This window comes from Gilliamella sp. ESL0405 (assembly GCF_019469205.1).
GTDB lineage: Bacteria > Pseudomonadota > Gammaproteobacteria > Enterobacterales > Orbaceae > Gilliamella.
The window spans coordinates 943,083-965,131 of the sequence record NZ_CP048265.1 but is presented as its reverse complement, the minus strand read 5'-3'; the positions used below and the strand labels follow the sequence as shown (position 1 = coordinate 965,131).

Here is a 22,049-nt window from a genome sequence, read left to right as displayed (position 1 = left end):
CTTTATGTCAATGCGTGGTTTTTTATGTTGTTTGTTCCTGCTCTTTTCATCCATTGCTGTTGCTCAAGAGAGTATGTTGGTAATTAATAATGAAGATGAACTTTCTGCTATTATTAATGAATTGAATGAAAAAAACGATGATCTTCGTCAAAATTTGGAGTACCAAAAGACTCACTTAACCAGCATTATTAATGAACAAAACAACATCACCACGCAAATTTCGCATGTTCAAAATACGCTAGCAACCTTAGCTGAACAAGGCGAGTGGTTAAGTTTTTCAACAGCGCTTGGCGAAACCTTACGTCAACAATTATTGCGCCTTCCGGAAAAACCAAAATCACAGCCTTTAGATGCCGAAATTGCTGAAGCTAAAGTTCAGCAACTTAATTACACTAATACCTTATCAGCATTAGCTAACTACCCGACATTAAACGGCTCATTAGCTAATGTAAAAATTGCCAGCCAATATCGACGGCTACTTCGTGAACAAAGTGAGCTTCTTAAGACGTTAATTTCCGGTACCGATACCACGATTCTTGAACTCACTAAATTAAAGATTTCTAACAAACAACTGACCAATGCCATTGATGAAGTGAACGAGGCAGCACACCGCTACTTTTTCTGGGTAGCTGATGTCAACCCTATTTCGCTAAACTTTCCGGTTAATCTTGCTAAAGATGTGGTTTATGTCATTTTTTCAATTGATACGTTAACCCAACTTTATAACGCCAGTAGTGAAGTATTGACGGCACCAAAACCACTCTTTTTATTGGTTTTGTCACTACTGTTTGTGTTTACCCACTTCAAGATGCGCAATAAATATTATGCATTTTTAAACAAATCAGCTTCACGGGTGGGTAAAGTGACGCAAGATAGTTATTCGTTAACCTTAAAAGTGATTATTTACTCCTTAATTATGGCATTACCTATCCCAATTTTGTGGGCGGTATTTGGTTATGCCTTGCAAATTAATTGGGATTATCCTGTCGCTGTCGCTTTGGGGTATGGGGTTAATGCCGCTGCGCCTATTCTATGGGTGTTTATCATTACTGCCCATTTCGCCGCTAAAAATGGGCTGTTTATTACTCATTTCGGCTGGTCAAAACGAAATGTCCGTGAAGCAATGAAATATTACCAACTTTCGGTTTGGGTCGTGATTCCGTTAGTTATGATTGTGATGAGTTTTGATCAGTTTAATAACCGTCAATTTGCCGCAACGATTGGTCGCACTGCATTTATTATTTTATGCTTTGCATTAGTGTTTATGACTAACTCAATTCATCGTGCCGGCGTACCACTTTACATTGATAAAAAAGGTTGTGGTGATAATTTATTAAGCCATATTTTATGGTTTATCTTATTAAGTGCCCCATGGTTAGCCATTATTGCCGCTTGCTTAGGTTATCTATCTACCGCACAGGTTTTATTGGGGCGTCTTGAAGCCTCGGTGATTATCTGGTTTGGTCTGTTAGTTATCTATTTTATGATTCGTCGCTGGATGTGGATTCAAAAACGAAGAATTGAATTTGAACGCACCAAACAGCGCCGGCTAGAAAGAATGCAACGAGCCAAAGGTCAGGAAGAAGAGTTATCTCAGGTCAATAATGACGGTGTCGATGAGCCTGTTATTGATTTGGATGTGATTAGTGCTCAGTCGTTACAATTAGTGAGATCAATTATTATGTTAATTGCTCTCATTAGTATGATACTGCTTTGGTCAGAACTCCATTCAGCGTTCGCCTTTATGAATAACATTAAATTGTGGGGAACGACGATTATTGTTAATGGAACAGAAGCTGAACAATATATTACTCTTGGTGCGGTATTTATTGCGATTTTAGTGATGACAATTACCATTCAACTGGTTAAAAACTTACCGGCACTTTTAGAGCTGGGCATATTACAGCATTTAGATTTAGCGCCCGGTACCAGTTACGCCATATCGACCGTTTCTAAATATATTATTTTAATGATTGGTAGCATGATTGCTTTTTCATTTATCGGTATTGATTGGTCTAAAATACAGTGGCTTATTGCCGCCTTAGGTGTTGGTTTAGGTTTCGGTCTTCAAGAAATATTTGCTAACTTTATTTCAGGCCTAATTATTCTATTTGAAAAGCCGGTACGTATTGGTGATACCGTGACTATTCGTGATTTAACCGGTAACATTACCAAAATTAGCACACGTGCCATTACTATTGTTGATTGGGATCGCAAAGAGATTGTGATGCCAAATAAGGCGTTTATTACTGAACAGCTCGTCAACTGGTCGCTATCGGATTCCATAACCCGAATTGTACTGACGATTCCCGCAACCATTGATGCAGATAGCGAACTGGTTATAAAACTATTACAGCAAGCATCTGATGAGTGTGAATATGTGCTTAAAGATCCGGAGCCACAAGTATTTTTAGTTGATATTCAAGAAGGTATTCAGTTATTTGAGTTACGTGTTTTTGCCGCTGAAATGGGGCACCGCATGCAACTACGTAGCGCTATACATAAATTGATACTCGAGGCGTATCGTCGTCACCATTTAACATTACCATTCCCACCATTGCAAACCAATTTAGAAGCGCTTGGTCGCAAAAGTGGGCGTCGCAGTTATACCGTTGGCACCATTTAACCAAATAGGGTTTCTAACCAACGCATACCGAAAGCGCCGGGGGCAAGTAACACAAAAGCCCAAATCGGCGCTGAGGTGACATTAGCCAAATTAAATTTTGTCGCTGGCATATGCATCGTACCTGCGATAAGTGGTACTAATGCCCGTAATGGTCCAAAAAAACGACCGATAAAAACGCCAAATGTGCCATAACGAGCAAAAAACTGTTCGGCTCGATAAACTAATTTTGGGTGTTTATTCAGTGGCCATGCGTTGATCACTTGCTGATGATAATGTTTACCTAACCAGTAAGAGAGCCAATCTCCAAAAATGGCGCCCAACGATGCCACAATCAACACCGGAACAAATGACATAACACCAGCGCCAACCAGTGCACCGGCACCTAATAAAATTGCAGTTGCCGGCACCAGTAAAGAGATAATCGCCAATGACTCACCAAAAGCTAATAGAAAGATAATCGGCAAAGCCCAGACTTGGTGTTGTTGAATAAACTGCATAATTTCATGGGTAATTTCATGTATTGACATAAGTTTAGTTGCATTAAAATATTGTTAACGATGCTTCATTTTAACATATTAAACCGTGTACGCATCTCAATAAGTCAATGATTGGTAGAATCTTACTATCTTCAATTTTCGTTGATTATTCAGTACTTTCTATTAACTTTATCCTCAGTTATTATATTTAACTTACTAATCTCATTGACAACATCAAGATCAAGAGCCAACTATGACAATCGGTATCGAAACACTTACAGTTAATAAATTTATTGCTGCCAAACAGTTGGCACCTGAGTTAGATCAGTTAGCCATAGAAATGCCGGTAGCCCTGATTTATAACGGTATTTCCCACGTGGTGATGATGGCATCGCCTAAAGACTTAGCGTATTTTGCTATTGGTTTTTCATTAACCGAAAAAATTATTACCGCAGTGACGGATATTTATGGCATTGATATCAACCCTACCCCGCAAGGCATTGAAGTACATATTGAACTCTCATCAAGACGCTTTGCTGAACTAAAAAACAAGCGCCGCCACTTAGCTGGCCGAACCGGTTGTGGAATTTGTGGTAGCGAACAGATCGAACAAGTTTGTCAATTTATCCCAACGTTGCCAAACAATCACCGGATTAACTTATCTGATTTTACAAACTCGCTGGCAAGTTTGGAGCAAGTGCAGCTTGTCGGGCAGCAAACAGGTTGCACTCATGCAGCGGTATGGCTCAATTTACAAGGAAACTTTATTGCCGGGTTTGAAGATATCGGTAGGCATGTGGCGTTAGATAAACTATTGGGCTATCGAGCCAAACGGTTACAGCAACAGCCTGATCATCCGGCAGGTGTGATTTTGGTCTCCAGTCGAGCCAGTTATGAAATGGTACAAAAGAGTGCTATTTGTGGTATTGAGATCTTACTGGCTGTGTCAGCAGCAACATCGATGGCTGTAGAGCAAGCTAAACAAAGTAATCTCACATTAATAGGATTTTTTCGAGGTACTAAAGGCGTTGTCTATAGTGGTGGTGAGCGGATTGAGGGGTTTTAAACATAATAAAATCCGTAATTGAATAGATATTTAACAGACAAATTACTATGTGCAGTTAGACTAAATTAATTTTTAGCCTAATGATTTGATTTATAAGATTTAATACTTGAAATAGCACAAGGCGAATTCGCTTTAAGCAATAATCAACTTCCCTTCTTTTAAGAAGATCATCATAATATACGCCGAAATAATAAATACATTGTTTTTATTATATCTTTTTATGTGATCTTTTTCTCGTTTTGAGAAAAAGCAGATTATTTATATCATTTCTTGTGACATACTAAGTGATATTAATAATCATCATTCAAATTGCTAATGTTAAATTTATCTTTATTTAGCATTCTGATTATTTATAAGTTTTAGGTGGTTATTTTTATCACTTAGCGTTATTTATTAGCACATATTAAAAATGAAAAGGTACACTCATGCATCAAACAGCAGATATACAACAAGCGGTTAACTATATTCAACAACACACCGATAAAAAACCAACTATCGGCATTATTTTAGGCTCTGGTTTAGGTCCATTTGCTGATACTCTTGAAGATGCCGTTCGCATAGCATATGACAATATCCCTCATTTTGCTCAATCGGCTGCGGTCGGTCATGCTAATGAATTAGTCATTGGTAAAAGCGGCGGTAAAACAGTGGTTGCGATGAAAGGACGTTTCCATTATTACGAAGGGTTTTCATTAGATCAAGTGACTTTTCCTGTTCGTGTAATGAAAATGCTGGGCGTTGAAAAGTTAATTATTACTAATGCCTGTGGTGCCGTTAATACCAGCTTTAAGCCCGGCGAACTGATGTTAATTACCGATCATATTAATTTAACTGCCAATAATCCATTAATTGGTCCAAATAACCCTGAGTTAGGGGTACGCTTTTTAGATGTTAGCGAACTTTACAACAAACAGTTACGCGCTACCGTCCTTGACGTTGCTAAAGAACTTAATATTACTTTACAACAAGGTGTCTATGCTTGGTGGACGGGTCCAACTTACGAAACGCCGGCTGAAATTAGAATGATTCGTGTGTTAGGCGCTGATGCTGTGGGTATGTCAACCGTACCGGAAGCAATTGTTGCTCACCATTCAGGTATCAAAACTATTGGTATTTCGTGCTTAACCAATATGGCTTGTGGCATTTTAGATCAGCCATTAGGGCATGAAGAGGTGATTGAAACAGCCGAACGTGTTAAAGCAACTTTCTTACAATTAATTACCAAAACTATCGAACGTTTTTAATTATTCGTTTTTATTATTTTGAGTTGTACAAGCCGTACACACTTATATTATGGATAGCAAACATGAACATAAAAGATAGATTAAAAATAATGTTGTTTTTCCAATATTTTATTTGGGGAAGCTGGTTAGTTACTTTTGGCTCCTATCTGTTTAAAACTTTACACTTTTCGGGTACGGAAGTCGGGATGATTTTTAGCACAAAAGGATTAGCTGCGTTGATTATGCCATGTATTATTGGGATTATTGCCGATAAATTTGTTCAAGCAAAATATCTCTATATGCTTTGTCATTCAATTTGTGCAATAGCGCTTTTTTATGCTGCTTCGGTCGATAATTCCACTGTATTATTTTGGGTCATGCTGTGTAATGCCCTTGCTTTTATGCCAACTATCGCCCTTTCAAACTCGATTAGCTATCATTGTTTAGATAACAGTAAGCTTGATACGGTTACTGTTTTTCCTAAAATAAGAGTGTACGGCACCATTGGTTTTATTATCGCCATGTGGATGATAAGTTTACTCAAATTTGAACTTAGCAATGCACAACTTTATGTCGCATGTGCGGCATCGGTAATACTGGTATTGTATAGTGCAACCTTGCCAGACATTGCAATTAAAAAAGATCCTAAGCAGTCATGGGCTGCTCGATTAGGTTTTGATGCTTTCGTTTTATTCAAGAAACCGACGATGGCGGTGTTTTTTCTGTTTGCCATGTTACTCGGCGCGATATTACAAATCACTAACACTTATGGTGGTGCTTTCTTGCACGATTTTGATAGAATACCGGAATTTAAAGATAGCTTGATTGTACAATATCCGGCTATTTTACTTTCGGTATCTCAAATGGCGGAAGTCGCTTTTATTTTGACGATCCCATTTTTCCTTAAAAAATTTGGCATCAAAAAAGTAATAATGATCAGCATCATTGCTTGGACTTTAAGATTTGGTCTTTTTGCATTTGGTGATCCAACACCATTTGGCTTTGTGCTTTTGATGTTATCGATGATTGTTTATGGTTGCGCTTTTGACTTTTTTAATATTTCCGGTTCGATATTTATCGAAAAGGAAGTGAGTTCGAATATTCGGGCGAGTGCGCAAGGATTATATATGACAATGGTCAATGGTATTGGCGCTTATTTAGGTTCTATTTTAAGCGGTATTGTCATTGATATGTATACGCATGATGGTGTTAAAGATTGGCAATCAATATGGCTAATTTTCGCTTCTTATGCGCTGATTTTAGGTATTATATTTTATTTTACATTCAACTATGACCATAAGAAAACTGAAACTGCGTTGTAATAACTTCCCAGTCAAATTATTGCGCTAAGCGCAATTGCTTATATTCTATTGTGATCATTTAGGATTAATTTATTAATTATTTTAGAGCTACAGAGGCATCCTCTGTAGGCTCTTATTTGTTTGTGTGTCGAAAATGTTATCGGCAATGTGTTAAAAGTACCGTTTTATAAGTACAGTTTTTGAAATATAGAGTTTTTTAAAGTAACGAGATTTAACTATGAAAGAAAAATTTTTAGGAGGACTATTAGTATTTTTAGGCGCTTGTAGTTTTGGTGTGCTCTCTTCGATTGTAAAAACCGCGTATAAAGCGGGTTATTCATTGGGTGAAGTAACTGGTGTACAATGTTTTTTAGGAATGCTAATTTTGTGGGGTATTCACCTTATAGTCAAAACACTTCACAAATCTAAATCCAATTCAGAAAAAGAACTAAATCAGCCATTAACCAAAAAATGGAAAGTTTGTGCGGTGGGGATTTTCCCTGGTTTAGTCGGTATTTGTTATTATCAATGCGTTCAATTGGTACCCGCTTCGATTGCTATCATTTTGTTAATGCAGTATCTATGGATCAGCGTGATTATTGATTTTGTCATTTTCAAAAATAAACCATCATTTATTCAAATTGTCACTGTCATTGTCATTATTGTTGGAAGCGCTTTAGCAGCAGGTATTTTTAATGAAGATATTCGTTTAAACCTGTTTGGTTGTATGTTTGGGCTATTAGCCGCCATTATGTACTCCTTATTTATTACTACCAGCAGTAATATTGGCAATGAATTACCTAAGCTTGAAAAAAGTGCATTGATGATTACCGGTGCTTGCATTGTGACGTTTTTGATTTTTCCGCCGATGTTCTTTTTCAAAATTAATATTCATGATCAACTCTATCAATTAGGTTTTTTACTAGCTTTACTCGGCACAGTACTACCCCCTTTTCTGTTTTCGGTGGGCATTCCCAAAATTGGGATTTCCTTTAGTGCGATTTTATCAGCGGCTGAATTGCCGGTTGCGGTAACCTGTTCTTATTTCTACTTGAAAGAGTCAGTTTATTTTAATCAGTGGGTAGGCGTGTTAATTATTTTATTGGCTATCGCCTTACCTAACTTAATCCATATCAAAAAAAGACCCTAATTAAACAGCTTTAAGTGTGGTTAATCAAACCACACTTATTACTGGAATCTTACCTTAATCATTTGCAGCAAACACATTAGCGCTCAATCAATAATGATAGGGGTGATTGTTTGAACTGATTTTTTAACCAATTGATAAAAATATCAACTTTTGGATTATATTTGCCCTGTGATTTACAGACATAATAACGCTGAGAACAAGGAGCCTCCATATTTGGAAAAGGCGAAATTAATTGACCTGTTTGAAGATATTTTTGGACAAGGAGTTTTCGCCCCATTGCGATTCCAACATGATTTAAGGCTGCGGTTATTGCATAATCTGATCGGTCAAATAGCATATTTTGCATTTTGTTTAAATCACAAGCTAGCGAGAAATAGTTAGTCCACGCCTCCCACTCGGCAAAATTGGAATCGTAGCCATTATTTTGGTTGTCATGTAAAAATATGCATTTGTGAAGATTATCAATATTTTCATGTAAGTCATGTTTGATTGCATAAGACGGCGTACAAACCGGCAAAATACTTTCGTTCATAAGATGTTCACAAAGCAATTCATCATAATGGAGATCATCATAATAAATTGTAAGATCAACTCGATGCTGGCTAAAGTTAAGAATCTTATTGCCCGATAAAATATTCAATGAAATATAGGGATAATCCTCAATAAACATCGATAATTTAGGGATCAGCCACTCTTGAGCAAAAGACGGACTGGAATAGATAGTCAGCGCGCCAGAGAGTTCTTGATTTTTAATCTCTAATATTTCTTGATTTAGATTATTGAGTGAACTTTTTACTACATTAAATAAATTATTTCCATCGCGAGTGAGCGATATTCGGCGATGAAATCGTTTAAATAATTTGAAGTTAAGTTCTTCTTCTAATTTATTAATTTGATGACTTACCGCACTTGGGCTGATACATAGTTCTTCAGCTGCCAATGCAAACGATAGGTGCCTTGCGGCTGATTCGAAAGTATGTAACTTTGATAATTGATAGCGGTTGATAACACGATTCTTATTCAGATATTTATCTTCATCGTACATTTACAGCACTCCTATTAGAGCATTATAAAAACTATTACCTAAAAACCTCTTATCCTTACTTAGATACCTACACTAATTTCTTCATGTTGAAGCGTGAGTTAATTTTATGATCTAGATCACATATTTGAAACAATCTAGTTCATGTTAAGTTCATAATTGATCATTTGTCAAATACTGGACAAAAACTTGTAAAAACACTAGCATTTATAAACTAGAAAGATAACATTTTTAATAAAAAAACTTAACTGAGATTTGATTATTTTTTTGTATTATCTTTTAGTGAAATTCAGTCTTTAAATATAGCTTCACCTTAGTTTATAAGTATTGTTATCGAGTTTATTCAATAAAATAAAAAGGAATGAAGTAATGTCACCAGTAGGTATTGAAAAATTAATACGCCGTCCCCACATAATAAATAATCTTTTATTTTTAGAAGAACTTGTTTTATTCTGTCAAAAACAAGCAAACAAAATTAAAGTTGTTTATTTTTACATTTTTTTGAAATATTACTTTAATTTTTATTTTATAATTCAAAGAAGCTCATTCAATGTTTTATTAACAAATTCAGGAAGAAGAGATAATAAAATGGATTGCACCCTAAATGCTCAATTTCCTAAAAATTTTTACTGTTTAAAACAATTTTATTTGTTTTGAAACGCGATATTTTTATTTGTTAATTAGTCTCTTAATTGACTGTTTACAAGCTGCTTTGAAATAGTAATAAATGTAATAACCTATTAAATTATGAGTAAATGATTAGTTTGATAGCATGCTTTTCTAAATTTAATACGGATGTTTTTGTTAGCTTAATTTTGTACAGTTAATGTCTAAGATATATGCAATAAGAAATTCAATTATTGTGTGTATAGATATCAATGTTTAATTTGTTTTAGTTAGATTCTCGTTAAGTCGTAGTTTTAATGTAGTTAGGACAAATTCAAACGGAGTTGTAAACACATGTTTTAAACATCATCTGCTTGTAGCAAAACAGGCAATTAATAGCATTAATTAATGGAGGGTATTGAGGAACAATTTATTTCTGTTTAATTTTTTTAAGTTGGGTTGTAACGGTAATTAAAGTGGTTTGTTAATCGATGTTATAAACCACCATTAGTTCTAATTTCTAAAAGTAAATAGTAGTTAATTTTGAAATCTTGATTGATTTCATACTGAAACGTTATGTAAAACTGAAACATCTTTACCTAAAAGTAACAATTTTTATTCAATATATTGTTGTTATTTTTATACAATATTAAAAAGGAAGTTACAGAATGAAGACACAGAAAAAACCTTTATTTACGTTAGTACATAGTAATGATGCAATTCCTGAACACAAAACCTTAGCCTATTTAGATCCAACGCTAAATTATTATACTGATCATATTGATGAGATTATTGGGTTACGTATTAAGGAGCTGAAATTACGTCATTCTGAATACAAGGAGTATCATGATAGTAACAGCTCAAATAATAGTGGCGGGTTTTCGTTTATCTTTCGTGAAATATTTGAGTCTGAACACCATGCTAAACAAATTGGTATGTTAAAAGATGAAATTGCAATTGAAAACGAATCGAATAAGGTTAAGCAATTACTTAATACTCGATTAAAAGAGTTAGCAAAAGCTTATCCGGAATTACAACTTAATCTAAATGATGTGGATGTTATACCCACTAAGATTAAAGAGTATCTTTTTGCTCCACCATTAATTTTAACCGAAGACAATGCAATTATGCTTTGGGACGATTAAAAATTTATATCAGTAACAATACAACAATTGTTATAAATCATAATCTACAGCAATAATATGCTGTAGATTATTTAAATAGTGAATCTTTTGTTACTCACATTCAATTAACTATTAAATGCACTTTCACCATGACTATTGATATCCAATCCTTCACGCTCTTGCTCTTCAGGAACACGTAAGCCGACGCAAAGATCAGCGATTTTATACGCGACAAAGGCAACCACGGATGTCCATATAACGCAGGTGATAATACTCATCAATTGAACACCCACTTGGCTTAACATATTGGTATCTTCGCTATAACCTAATCCACCTAATGATTCTGATGTGAAAATTCCGGTTAGTAAACAACCGACGATCCCACACACCCCATGTACACCAAAGACATCACAGGTATCATCAACTTTTAAGATACGTTTTAGTGATGAAACGCCCCATACACCGGCAAATCCACAAATAAGACCAATCAGCATTGCTCCGCCAACACCGACAAAGCCGGCCGCTGGAGTTATCCCGACTAATCCGGCAATGACACCGGATACTGCGCCTAAACATGAAGGTTTGCCACGTAATACCCATTCGGCTACCGACCATGCTAAAACCGCTGCGGCGGTGGCAGCTACCGTATTGATAAAGGCAAGACCGGCTATTTCATCTGCATGAGTTGACGATCCGGCGTTGAATCCAAACCAGCCAATATATAAGATTGCAGCCCCCAGATAAACATAAGGTAAATTGAACGGTTTAAGTGGTTCACGGTTATAACCGATTCGATTTTTAATCAGATATGCGCCAATTAAACCGGCAACGGCAGCATTAATGTGTACCACCGTGCCACCGGCAAAATCTAATGCGCCTTCATCACCTAATATTCCGCCGCCCCAAACCATATGTGCCATTGGAATATAAGAGAAGGTGAACCATAAAACAGTAAAAATTAATACGGCTGAAAAACGGATCCGTTCCGCAAATGCGCCTAAAATTAAACAACAGGTTATACAAGCAAACGAGCCTTGAAAAGCAATCCAAATAAGTTCAAAAATTGAACCGTAGATATCGGTAATCCCGACACCAATTAATAAAAAGTGCTCGAAATTGCCAAAAAACCAGTTACCTTCACCAAATGCTAAACTATATCCGTAAACAATCCAAAGTACTGCAATTAACGAAAAACTGACTAATACTTGTGATAACATCGATAGCACATTTTTAGAACGCAGTAATCCTCCATAAAATAGCGCTATTCCCGGAACAGACATAAACAGTACCAGTGCAGTACAGATCATCATAAATGCATTGTCCGCTTTATCAACTATCAAAATTTCATCAGCAAAGGCAGGACAGGAAAGCAATAACCCAATTGGAAAAATCAACTTTTTTAACATAACAATATCCTTAACAATGACTAAAGTGCTGCTTCATCGGTTTCACCGGTACGAATTCGTACCACATGTTCAAGAGCGGTAACAAAAATCTTACCGTCGCCTATTTTGCCGGTATGTGCCGCTTTAGAAATGGTGCTTATCACCTCTTCTAACTGCTCATCATTAATGGCTAGTTCTATTTTGACTTTTGGCAGGAAGTTAACATTGTATTCTGCGCCTCGATACAATTCAGCATGCCCTTTTTGGCGACCAAAACCTTTAACTTCGGTCACCGTTAAGCCTGTTATACCTATATTGGACAGTGATTCTCGGACTTCTTCTAACTTGAATGGTTTAATAATGACGGTAACTAATTTCATTCATTGCTCCTCATAAATATGATAGATAAGCAATGTAATGCAAAGTGCATGCCATAAATTAATGTGCTTTTATCTTTGCCAGAAATAGTAGGATATATTGATATCAAGTTAGCTTGCTATTTCGCCAATGAGGCAGATATGCAAGTTTACTATGTTAGGAAGCTAAAGCTGCGGCTTTAGCTTGATCGTGAGTTTTATTTGCGCACTAATATAGTGCAGTGCTGTTTTTTGGTGCCCACTAAAATCAATTTATTTAGAACGTCACCATTAATTTACGATATTCATCATAGGCAAAGTGGTCTGTCATCCCACTGATATAGTCTTGAATCAACCGACAACGATAATAAAATTCCCAGCAAGCATAATCTGGCTGTTTGATATTGTGTTTTGTCACAGCTTGTTGATAAGCGACACGATGTTTTGATGATAATTTATGATACAAGCGTGTTTCGATAGGATATTTTTTGTGATTGCCATCTTGCACTAGTTTTGTAAAATCGTCGGTCGGCATATCAAGCAAAGGGCTGTAGATATCTAATAATCCGCTTATAATTCGATAGCCTTGCAGTTCAATATTTTCCACTGATTCATGATTAAAAATATGTTCAACCCCAACAGTTTTAAAAATATTAAGCAGTTTATATTCGGCATCATGATCTTCCAATAAAGCATGATTAAATGAGCCGTGATAGATTGCTTCGATATTTTCAATGAAACGTTCAGCGGCATGCGGAACAAGTCTACCTATTGTATTGACACGTAAATACATAAAGAATTGATCTATGCCTATGGCTTCAAATTGGTTTTGTTTTAGGTTTTCATAAGGGCGGTTTACCACATAATCGAAGAGATCGCCTTTTTTAACAGGCCCCCACGCCTCTTTTAAAGAGTGATATAACTGTTGTACCGTTAAAATTTTCTTTTCAACGGCATCTTCCAAATCAGCAATACAGTATGAGATATCATCGGCTGCTTCCATAATATAGGTAAGCGGATAACGATGAAATGGCTGGATATCTAACTGCTTTGACATCTCTAGAATAAAAGGTTCTTCAGATAAGTAATAACCGGGCTTTTTCATTAAATAGGCAAACTTATCGGGTACTGGTGATGACCAATATGCCGGCTTAGAATATTTAAGTATGGAAGCAATTTGCGAATAAGTTAAATTGAGTTTTAATATTGTGTGCACTAAACGGATCGCTTGAGCATTACCTTCAAAATGGCAGAGATCTTGACGAATCTTTTGTTTTAGTTGGCGGATGTCTTCATTGTCACTGGCATACTCTTCAAGCACTTTATAACGGCTCTGTTTATCGATGCCTAAACGTTGTGTAAACCATTGGTTAATTGCCGCTTCACCAAAATGACCAAATGGTGGGTTACCAATGTCATGCATTAAACACGCCATTTCAACCAGCGTTTCAATCGACATAATCGATTTATCAAGCCCGTATTTTTTCAATTGCCCGGATTTATTTAAACGATCAACTATCTCTTTAACTATGTAACGCCCAACCTGTTGGACTTCCATTGAGTGAGTTAACCTTGTACGCACAACCGAATTACGTTCTAATGGAAAAACTTGAGTTTTTTGTTGTAGGCGTCGTATAGCCGCCGAGTTGATAATTCGACCACGATCACTTTCAAATCGACGTAATACAGCATACTCATCGTTTAGCGTTTCACACTGTTTGCTACTATATCGTTGGTAATTAATTTTTTGATTGAAGTCGATCATGGTACATTCCTTTGAATTAAATTGATAACTTTGTTACACATCAAACCGTTATAACCATTGCTTGGCCCATTCGATCGGAATTTGATAATCAGCCGGCAATAATGGAATAAGTTTATCTAAAGAACGTATTAATTTTTCTGGCTGATTATGCGTTAAGTTAAGATGCCCTACTTTACGCCCTGCCCTTACCTCTTTTTCATACCAATGCAGGTGAACTAACTCATCAGTCAACCAATTGTAATTGAGGTCAGTACCAATTAAATTAACCATAACCGCCGGACTTGAAACATCAGGTTTAGGCATAGGTAAGTTTAATATTGCTCTCAGATGCAATTCAAATTGGCTGATAGATGCGCCATTTTGAGTCCAATGACCACTATTATGTACACGAGGTGCCAGCTCATTAATGAGTAGCTCATCACCTTTAACAAAACACTCCATCGCCATAACCCCAATATAGTTGAGTTTATGCATGATAGTTGCAAGCATTGTTTCTGCTTTAGTTTGTAGCTCCGGCGCTTGCTCCGCCAGTGCAACACTCATTTTTAATATGCCGTCTTGATGTAGGTTGTTGGTCAGTGGATAGAAGACAGTTTCACCTTGGGCATTACGGGCACCAATTAATGACATCTCTTTTTCAAATAAAATCGCTTGTTCAACGATAGCATGTTGATATATATCATCCGGTATATCTATTTCACTATTGATCCCAATGCGCCACTGTCCTCGACCGTCATAACCGCCGATTCGACGTTTTACAATTAGTCGTTCACCCAACTGATTAAACAGTGTTTGCCAGTCCTGTTTATCATTAAGTGGGCACCATTTTGCTGTGGGTAATCCTAGTTCATCCAGTAGTTGTTTTTGGGTTAGGCGATCAGCAATAATTGGGAAGATATTTCGATTAATAAAGTAGGGATGATTAGCTAATAGCTGCGTAAAAGGGGTATCTGGCCAGCGTTCAATTTCAGCCGTAATGACTGAATGTTGATAAGGAATCGTTTTTGGGTCATCATCTAGCCCCACAGGAAAGACTTTAATACCTAATGGTTCGCCAGCTTGTCTGAGCATGCGCCCTAATTGACCGTTGCCAAGCACACATACAGTTTGAGTTGTCATTTTATGCTTCTACTCTTGGATCAGGATTATTTAATACTTCATCGGTTTGGCTTAAGCGCCATGTCGATAATCGTTGATAAATGTCTTTATCATGTAATGCCAAAATTTGAGCTGCCAATAATGCTGCATTTGCTGCACCCGCTTTACCGATAGCTAATGTGCCAACCGGAATGCCTTTTGGCATTTGAACAATGGAATATAAACTATCTAAGCCATTTAATGCAGCGCTTTGTACAGGCACGCCCAATACCGGCACAAGCGTTTTTGCCGCTAACATACCGGGCAGATGAGCAGCTCCGCCAGCCCCGGCAATAATTACTTCAAATCCTCGTTGCTTAGCATCTTGAGCAAATTGAAATAATTTATCGGGTGTACGATGTGCTGAGACAATTTCGACATGATAAGTAATGGCTAATGCATCAAGGATATCAGCCGCATGTTGCATTGTGTTCCAATCACTTTTAGAGCCCATGACAATGGCTATTTTAGGTTGAATATGCATAGATATAGATGTGAAGATATCAAGTGTTAAGTGTACGAAAGTATACACTAAAATTTAATTAATGAGGATAAAAAAAAGCCAGTATTTGGGGATAACTATATTTGATTGGACAAACGTAACTTGTTCACCATTTACGTTTTAAGGACTTTACCGTTAGCTGATTTTGTTACTATAAATAGTCCAATAGGGTTGATATCCGCCGACAGCCGTCAGCGGCAGTTGTTTTTAAATTACGGTTTTATTGCGGCAACAATTTTGATTTCAATTAAGTATTCATCTTTCATTAATCCAGCCTGTACGGTACAGCGAACTGGTGCACTTCCTTTTGCCACCCATTCATCCCATGCTTTATTCATAGCGGCAAAATCACTTTTGTTCACTAAAAAAATGGTTACATCTAAAAGTTGTGATTTGTCGCTATTAGCTCTTGCTAAGATTTGATCAATCTCTGCTAATGCGCTTTTGGTTTGCGCATAAGCATCATTAATCAAGTCACTCGGTACACTGGTGTAATAAATAACATTATTGTGGATCACCGCTTCAGACCAGCGATCAGCCGGGTCAATTCGTTTTATGGTCATCATATTTTCCTTTTTTGATGAATAATTAAGAGACTTTAATAAAATCGGCTCGCAATTGTTTTATCTCATCACGTAGTACGCCAGCTTTTTCAAACTCAAGATTTTGTGCTGCTTCGTACATCATCGCTTCAAGCTCTTTGACTCTTGCTTGAACTTCTTTCACCGATACATAGTTATACGATTTACCTGGTTCGAAGGCCTGTACTTTAGCAGTAGATTTTTTAGTGCTCAATCTGGCATCTAAAATATCTTTGATCTCTTTACGGACTGATTTTGGTGTTATGCCATGCTCAGTGTTGAAATCTTCCTGTTTTTTACGACGACGAGCGGTTTCATCAATGGTTTTTTGCATAGCTGGCGTAATTTTGTCCGCATATAATATTGCTCGACCATTAACATTACGAGCGGCACGGCCTACCGTTTGTATCAATGAACTTTCCGAACGTAAAAAGCCTTCTCTGTCAGCATCAAGTATTGCGATAAGGGAAACTTCAGGAATATCGAGCCCTTCTCGTAATAAGTTAATACCCACTAAAACATCAACTTTACCCAGACGTAAATCACGAATAATCTCCATTCGTTCAACAGTATTGATATCTGAATGTAGATATTTAACTTTAACATTATGCTCAGAAAGATAATCAGTTAAGTTTTCTGCCATACGTTTAGTTAAGGTTGTCACTAGCACGCGTTCATCATTACGCATCCGGATTTTGATTTCAGAAAGTAGATCATCGACCTGAGTCGCAACCGGTCTAACCTCAATAATAGGATCAAGTAGTCCGGTTGGTCTAACCACCTGTTCAATAATCTCTCCACCAGATTTTTCAATTTCATATTTCGCTGGCGTTGCCGATACATAGATCGTTTGCGGCATTATATTTTCAAATTCTGAAAATTTTAATGGTCGATTATCTAATGCAGAAGGTAGACGAAAACCGTACTCAACCAAATTGAGCTTACGCGATCGGTCACCATTATACATAGCCCCTAACTGCGGTATCGCAACATGCGATTCATCAATAAATAATAAACCGTCAGCGGGTAGATAATCAAATAATGTTGCTGGCGGATCGCCCGGATTCCGTTGTGCCAAAAAGCGGGAATAGTTTTCTATCCCGGAACAGTATCCCAATTCGGTCATCATTTCGATATCAAACAATGTACGTTGAGTTAATCGTTGTTCTTCTAAAAGACGATTATTATCTAATAGCACCTTTTGACGCTCTTTAAGCTCTTGCTTAATTTGCGCAATGGCATTATCCATGATATTTCTTGGCGTAACATAGTGCGTTTTTGGATAAATAGTAATGCGCGGCACTTCATTGATACTATTGCCGGTTAATGGATCGAACATGACTATCTTTTCAACTTCATCATCAAACAGTTCTACTCTTACCGCCAGTTCATCAGAATCCGCTGGGAAAATATCGATAACATCGCCTCTTACCCGAAACGTACCACGACTAAATCCGAGTTCATTTCGAGTATATTGCAACTCTGCTAATCGATTTAAGATTGAACGTTGATCGGTGATTGTTCCTCGAGTTAAATGCAAAATCATTGACATATATGTTTCAGGCGCACCTAACCCGTAAATAGCTGAAACCGAAGCAACAATTACCACATCACGTCTTTCTAATAGTGATTTGGTGGCAGAAAGGCGCATTTGTTCAATGTGCTCATTAATAGAAGCATCTTTTTCAATAAACGTATCTGTCGACGGTACATACGATTCAGGCTGATAATAATCATAGTAAGACACAAAATATTCAACGGCATTTTCTGGAAAGAAAGCTTTCATTTCGCCATAAAGTTGCGCTGCTAATGTTTTATTTGGCGCAAGAATTATTGTTGGGCGATTATGTTTAGCTATCACATTGGCCATGGTGAATGTTTTACCTGAACCTGTAACACCTAACAATGTTTGATGTGCAATTCCGTCATCAAGGTTTTGATTAATCCTACTTATTGCTGCTGGTTGATCACCAGCAGGTTTGAAATCGGAACATAATTTAAATTTTCTCATTACATCGCAACCTAATATTTTACCTATTAATAAAAATTATCCCCAAAAAGACTTGACCTTTTCAAATCTTATATTTTTTGTGCATTTGATATAAAAACGCATAAGAATAATAACGAAATGATAACTTGATTTATGCTAACTTATTGATAAATAACAATTTCACACTTCATGATTAAGTTGTAACCAAACCGAGTTAAAACCTGTTAGCCATTGAGGTCAGCACACTTTTCAATAATCTATTCACAGAGTTATCCACAGGCATCGGGGATAACTTCATAAGTATAACCTTTATAAACTTTTTTCATTTTTTCCGGTAAAATTTAACCATGACAAAAAAGTTTTTTTGATGATTTTTCCTATTTTTCAATTTCGGTTCAATAGGTTTTACCAAATACTTAATTTAATTTTTCAATTTTATATTGATAGCTAAAATCAACCTTGGGCACAAAAGTTAGTCGATGAGTGATGCATTTTGGCGCATCCTCGGCATGATGTGATACAAATAACAATTGTGTGTGTCCGTTATTGATTAAGCGATCAATCCAACGTTTAACTAATTCTCGATTTAAATGGTCAAGCCCCTGTAAAGGCTCATCCAAAATCAATAATGTTGGATGCTTCACCAGTGCTCGAGCAATTAATACCAGCCGTTGTTGCCCCCAAGACAGTGATTGAAACGGTTTATCCGCTTGCTGTGTTAATCCTAAAATTGATAACCACTCATCTGCCAGTTTCGACTGCTTATCACTAATAGCTTGATATACGCCAATTGAATCAAAATAGCCGGAAACTAATACATTTTTGACACTTGAACTAACACGATAGTCCAGGTGTAAACTGCTACTCACATAACCAATATGACGTTTAATATCCCAAATCGTTTCACCGGTTCCCCGTTTACGACCAAATAAAGTCAGATCATTATTATATCCCTGCGGATGATCACCGGTAACTAAACTTAACAACGTTGACTTACCCGCACCATTAGGGCCAACAATTTGCCAATTTTCATGAGCTTTAACTTGCCAGTTTAAACCTGCTATGATGACTTTGTCGTCATATTGAACATGTCCATTAATCAGATTAATACGATCTAAGGTATCGGATAGCGGTACAGGTGATTGCTCGGGATCGGGCAAATCTGCGTTAGGCAAACTTTCAAGATCAGCCAGTAGTTTTACTGTTTCATCGTCTAATATTGTGTCTTTTAGTCCAAATTTCAATAGCTGGCAATCGGCTAATAAGCCAATATAGTTAACAAAAAGAGGGATTTCATTAAAGCGGTTTAAAATCAATATGATAGTAATGCCTTGCTTAGATAACTCGCTTAACTTTTCTGCTAAATTTTCTCGGGATAATTGATCCAGTCCATCAAATGGCTCATCTAAAATTAATAATTCAGGCTTTGACATTAATGTTCGGCATATTAAGGTTTTACGTGTTTCACCGGTGGATAGGTATTTAAAACGTCTATCTAAAAGATGAGCAATGCCAAATTGTTCTGCTAATTGCTGACAAAGTTTATCATCAACTGTTTTTTCTTGAATAATTTGCGCGGTAGTGAGTCCTGTATCATCCTCCCCTTCACTTAACATATCGGTATTATTACGTTTCCACTCCTCATCAATCAGTTTTTGTAGCTGTTCAAAAGAGATATGCGCTGAGGATTTAAATTGATTGTTAACCTGCCCGGACAATAATGGTTGTTCAGAAGCTAGCGCTTTTGCCAGTACTGATTTGCCACTGCCATTACGCCCAACAAAAGCAACACTGGTTCCTTTATCGATTGTTAAAGATTCGATGATAAACACTTTATAATCATTGATTCTATAGTGTGCATTTTCAATATGTAACATAACTACCTCAATAAACTAAACTAATGTTGCGACAATAATGTGTTGGGGATCAATAGATAACGTGATTTGTTTGCCTACCGTTAAAGCGAGAGGTTCAATTTCACAGGTTAATTTACTGGCATAGAGCATTAAACCCGACGGTAATGAAATAGCAATTTCGCTCCACTGCCCCTCTTTGGTTATTGTTTCTACTTTACCGAGTAAACAATTTTGGTAGCTATCATTAAATTCAATTAAAGGCGCTTTAATTAATAAAAGAACAGATTTATCAATGCTTAATTTCAATCGTTCAATACTTTGCTGGGTGATATAAGCTTTTAACTCTGTCTGTTTATCATTCAACTTAACATCGATAAAGCCAGCAATAGTGTTCGTTTCAATCTGCTGCACGCTACCATATAATTGATTACGCGCACTGGTTTGTAAGGATAACTTTGCCGTTGTCTTTAAAATATCATCAAGCGGTATCTCATCATCACTTAATATTTGAAAAGCGTTATGCTGAAGTTGTGTCAGCAGATCATAAAGTTGAATAAACCTAACGCCATAAGCGCTTAATTTTGTCCCGCCACCATTTTTACCACCAGTTGCGGTAATCAGAAAAGGTTTAGGGGCTAATTGATTGATTTCATTGATAGCATCCCAGGCAGTTTTGTAGCTGATGCCAATTGATTTTGCCGCCTGACTTAAAGAGCCTGTGTGCTCTATCGCTTTTAGTAATGCAATACGTCTTGCATCAGTAAATAATTGCTGATTGAGTTTTAATGTTAAAAATATTTCTGGCGAGAACATCTTGCTAACCCTTGATAAGCTTTACAGCGACTTTTTGCCTACAGATTAATCTATTTTAGACGCTTTTTGCCTAGGGTTCAAAGTCTGTACTTGTTGTTGGTCATTATATGATAATTTGGTGAATATTGTTTTATTTATTCAATTTGATTAACTATTGATCTTTAATTGTACTTTATAAATTTTTTTGATAGCATCGTTATGTATTATTTTATATAACGATGCTATGGTTAAGTGATTAATCAATTTTATCGTTAAATTGTTGTCATCATGGAATTTGTGAGGGATTAAATGAAAAAATTAACTGGATTTATTTTTGGATTGACAGCTTTGATACTGTCGTTTTCGGCTCTAGCTACACAAAAAGTAACGGTTTTTGCCGCTGCTTCGTTAACTAATGCTATGCAAGATATTGCTACAGCCTATAAAGCAGAGCATCAAGATGCAGAAATTGTCTTTTCATTTGCTTCCTCTTCAGTTTTAGCTAAGCAGATTGAACAAGGTGCCCCTGCCGATATTTTTATGTCAGCAGATCAAAAATGGATGACATATCTTATCGATCATCAGTTAACCAAAAATAAAGAAGATCTATTAAAAAATAGTTTAGTTCTTATTGCACCAAAGCAAGCGAAAATTGATCAAGTCGATATTAATAAAGATACTAATTGGCAAGCCATTTTACCCAAAGGCGAAAGATTAGCTATTGGTGATCCTCAACATGTGCCAGCCGGACTTTACGCTAAAGAGTCGTTAACTCATTTAGGTGTGTATGATAAGCTAGCGCCACAATTTGCCCCTGCCAGTAATGTCCGTGATGCATTAATGTTAGTTGAACGCAATGAAGCAGCTTTAGGTATTGTTTATAGTACGGATGCTAAAGTAAGTGATAAAGTGAAAATTGTTGGTACTTTCCCGGCTGATACTTTTGAATCGATTGAATATCCTATAACAATGTTAAAATCGGAAGCTAATGATTTTTATCAGTACTTAAAATCACCACAGGCTAAGGCGATTTTCGAAAAATATGGATTTATCACTAAATAATCTATTTTA

Annotated in this window: 19 protein-coding genes; 8 read left to right on the top strand and 11 right to left on the bottom strand. The window is 36.5% G+C overall.

Annotation, left to right across the window (positions count from 1 at the left end; all coding sequences use genetic code 11):
- The first annotated feature begins 4 nt into the window (after positions 1 to 4).
- Complete coding sequence (gene mscM / locus GYM74_RS04305; RefSeq protein ID WP_220219257.1) at positions 5 to 2,626, top strand: miniconductance mechanosensitive channel MscM; 2,622 nt, start codon at positions 5 to 7, stop codon at positions 2,624 to 2,626.
- Here mscM and GYM74_RS04300 read toward each other — a convergent pair.
- On the bottom strand, positions 2,623 to 3,153 hold the full coding sequence (locus tag GYM74_RS04300; protein WP_220219256.1) for a DedA family protein: 531 nt from the start codon (positions 3,151 to 3,153) through the stop codon (positions 2,623 to 2,625). The genes mscM and GYM74_RS04300 overlap by 4 nt on opposite strands.
- Positions 3,154 to 3,355: 202 nt before the next feature.
- Here GYM74_RS04300 and fdhD point away from each other — a divergent pair, with 202 nt between their 5' ends.
- The 4 genes from fdhD to GYM74_RS04280 all read left to right on the top strand — a co-directional run bounded on the left by fdhD (position 3,356) and on the right by GYM74_RS04280 (position 7,842).
- Complete coding sequence (fdhD, locus tag GYM74_RS04295; protein WP_220219255.1) at positions 3,356 to 4,168, top strand: formate dehydrogenase accessory sulfurtransferase FdhD; 813 nt, start codon at positions 3,356 to 3,358, stop codon at positions 4,166 to 4,168.
- A gap of 425 nt (positions 4,169 to 4,593) precedes the next feature.
- On the top strand, positions 4,594 to 5,412 hold the full coding sequence (locus GYM74_RS04290) for a purine-nucleoside phosphorylase (RefSeq protein ID WP_220219254.1): 819 nt from the start codon (positions 4,594 to 4,596) through the stop codon (positions 5,410 to 5,412).
- 62 nt (positions 5,413 to 5,474) lie between these two features.
- On the top strand, positions 5,475 to 6,713 hold the full coding sequence (locus GYM74_RS04285) for a nucleoside permease (protein WP_220219253.1): 1,239 nt from the start codon (positions 5,475 to 5,477) through the stop codon (positions 6,711 to 6,713).
- A 217-nt stretch (positions 6,714 to 6,930) separates the two neighbouring features.
- Positions 6,931 to 7,842: a DMT family transporter gene (locus GYM74_RS04280; RefSeq protein ID WP_220219252.1), complete on the top strand. Its 912-nt coding sequence runs from the start codon at positions 6,931 to 6,933 to the stop codon at positions 7,840 to 7,842.
- A 76-nt stretch (positions 7,843 to 7,918) separates the two neighbouring features.
- On the opposite strand, the gene dsdC is transcribed toward GYM74_RS04280, so the two are convergent.
- The gene (gene dsdC, locus GYM74_RS04275) at positions 7,919 to 8,887 is read right to left on the bottom strand and encodes a DNA-binding transcriptional regulator DsdC (protein ID WP_220219251.1); all 969 of its coding nucleotides are present in this window, start codon (positions 8,885 to 8,887) and stop codon (positions 7,919 to 7,921) included.
- Positions 8,888 to 9,253: 366 nt separating this feature from the next.
- On the opposite strand from dsdC, the gene GYM74_RS04270 reads away from it, so the two are divergent.
- Both GYM74_RS04270 and GYM74_RS04265 read left to right on the top strand, forming a co-directional pair.
- Positions 9,254 to 9,541 (top strand): hypothetical protein, encoded by a 288-nt coding sequence (locus GYM74_RS04270; RefSeq protein WP_220219250.1) that lies wholly within the window; start codon positions 9,254 to 9,256, stop codon positions 9,539 to 9,541.
- Positions 9,542 to 10,158: 617 nt separating this feature from the next.
- Positions 10,159 to 10,635 (top strand): hypothetical protein, encoded by a 477-nt coding sequence (locus tag GYM74_RS04265; protein ID WP_220219249.1) that lies wholly within the window; start codon positions 10,159 to 10,161, stop codon positions 10,633 to 10,635.
- A gap of 104 nt (positions 10,636 to 10,739) precedes the next feature.
- Here the strand turns inward: GYM74_RS04265 and amtB are convergent, their stop codons facing one another.
- The 9 genes from amtB to GYM74_RS04220 form a co-directional block, all read right to left on the bottom strand.
- A complete protein-coding gene (gene amtB, locus GYM74_RS04260) occupies positions 10,740 to 12,020 on the bottom strand; it encodes an ammonium transporter AmtB (RefSeq protein ID WP_220219248.1) in 1,281 nt (426 codons plus the stop codon).
- 20 nt (positions 12,021 to 12,040) lie between these two features.
- The gene (gene glnK / locus GYM74_RS04255) at positions 12,041 to 12,379 is read right to left on the bottom strand and encodes a P-II family nitrogen regulator (protein WP_220219247.1); all 339 of its coding nucleotides are present in this window, start codon (positions 12,377 to 12,379) and stop codon (positions 12,041 to 12,043) included.
- A 253-nt stretch (positions 12,380 to 12,632) separates the two neighbouring features.
- Positions 12,633 to 14,120 carry a dGTPase gene (dgt, locus tag GYM74_RS04250; RefSeq protein WP_220219246.1) on the bottom strand — a complete coding sequence of 496 codons (1,488 nt, stop codon included), beginning with the start codon at positions 14,118 to 14,120 and terminating at the stop codon, positions 12,633 to 12,635.
- A gap of 48 nt (positions 14,121 to 14,168) precedes the next feature.
- Positions 14,169 to 15,239 (bottom strand): 5-(carboxyamino)imidazole ribonucleotide synthase, encoded by a 1,071-nt coding sequence (gene purK, locus GYM74_RS04245; RefSeq protein ID WP_220219245.1) that lies wholly within the window; start codon positions 15,237 to 15,239, stop codon positions 14,169 to 14,171.
- A gap of 1 nt (position 15,240) precedes the next feature.
- Positions 15,241 to 15,741 carry a 5-(carboxyamino)imidazole ribonucleotide mutase gene (gene purE, locus GYM74_RS04240; protein ID WP_220219244.1) on the bottom strand — a complete coding sequence of 167 codons (501 nt, stop codon included), beginning with the start codon at positions 15,739 to 15,741 and terminating at the stop codon, positions 15,241 to 15,243.
- Between the two features lie 230 nt (positions 15,742 to 15,971).
- Positions 15,972 to 16,322: a RidA family protein gene (locus GYM74_RS04235; protein ID WP_220219623.1), complete on the bottom strand. Its 351-nt coding sequence runs from the start codon at positions 16,320 to 16,322 to the stop codon at positions 15,972 to 15,974.
- 25 nt (positions 16,323 to 16,347) lie between these two features.
- On the bottom strand, positions 16,348 to 18,351 hold the full coding sequence (gene uvrB, locus GYM74_RS04230; RefSeq protein ID WP_220219243.1) for an excinuclease ABC subunit UvrB: 2,004 nt from the start codon (positions 18,349 to 18,351) through the stop codon (positions 16,348 to 16,350).
- A gap of 395 nt (positions 18,352 to 18,746) precedes the next feature.
- The gene (gene modF / locus GYM74_RS04225; RefSeq protein WP_220219242.1) at positions 18,747 to 20,207 is read right to left on the bottom strand and encodes a molybdate ABC transporter ATP-binding protein ModF; all 1,461 of its coding nucleotides are present in this window, start codon (positions 20,205 to 20,207) and stop codon (positions 18,747 to 18,749) included.
- Positions 20,208 to 20,222: 15 nt separating this feature from the next.
- Positions 20,223 to 20,999: a TOBE domain-containing protein gene (locus GYM74_RS04220; protein ID WP_220219241.1), complete on the bottom strand. Its 777-nt coding sequence runs from the start codon at positions 20,997 to 20,999 to the stop codon at positions 20,223 to 20,225.
- Between the two features lie 288 nt (positions 21,000 to 21,287).
- On the opposite strand from GYM74_RS04220, the gene modA reads away from it, so the two are divergent.
- On the top strand, positions 21,288 to 22,040 hold the full coding sequence (gene modA / locus GYM74_RS04215; protein ID WP_220219240.1) for a molybdate ABC transporter substrate-binding protein: 753 nt from the start codon (positions 21,288 to 21,290) through the stop codon (positions 22,038 to 22,040).
- Positions 22,041 to 22,049: the final 9 nt, after the last annotated feature.